This window comes from Leisingera daeponensis, assembly GCF_019801465.1.
Lineage (GTDB): Bacteria > Pseudomonadota > Alphaproteobacteria > Rhodobacterales > Rhodobacteraceae > Leisingera > Leisingera daeponensis_A.
The window spans coordinates 1-554 of sequence record NZ_JAHVJA010000048.1 but is presented as its reverse complement, the minus strand read 5'-3'; the positions used below and the strand labels follow the sequence as shown (position 1 = coordinate 554).

Below are 554 nucleotides of genomic sequence, written 5' to 3'. Positions count from 1 at the left end.
CGCGACCGCGCCGCCGGCCGCGAGGCCCTGGCCGGCTTTGATTTCGGCAGCGAAGCCTTTGAGATGAGCTTGCGGGACGGGCAATTGCGGACGATTGCCGTCAAGCAACCGGACGCGCCTTTTGTGTTGAAAGGAAACGGGAATACGATGGCGTCAGCAGTCTACGGCACTTCCCCCCTGCCACAGCTGATTGCCAAGGGGCACGTCGGCGCGGAAGGCGACCTCCCGGCGGCCCAGAACTTTCTCGACCTCTTCAGGCTGGAAGCTCAATTCTGACCGCTGGCACGGATTTGCATGAACAAGGCGAAACCGAAAAGCTGCACGCAAACAGAAGCGGCTTTTTGCGTTGGGTGCTGCACAGCAACGGCACATTCCCTCTGGAAGAGCTTCAGGCGGCCTGCCCGAAACTGACATCCGAAATCTTTGCGGCGACCATAACCAACGCAGACGGCGAGGCTAACCTGGACGAAGTGCATGCAGCCCAATCGGCCGGCCTGCCGGCGCCGGCGTGCCGCTAAGTCCCGGTGCCGTGTGAAACACGGGATTTCCCTAGG

1 protein-coding gene and 1 pseudogene are annotated in these 554 nt (G+C 61.7%); both read left to right on the top strand.

Annotated elements, in window-relative coordinates; translation table 11 throughout:
- Window positions 1–276, top strand: a pseudogene (locus KUV26_RS23520) (transcriptional regulator); the annotation flags it as partial.
- Window positions 277–290: 14 nt separating this feature from the next.
- The gene (locus KUV26_RS23515) at window positions 291–518 is read left to right on the top strand and encodes a hypothetical protein (protein WP_222510281.1); all 228 of its coding nucleotides are present in this window, start codon (window positions 291–293) and stop codon (window positions 516–518) included.
- Window positions 519–554 lie beyond the last annotated feature (36 nt).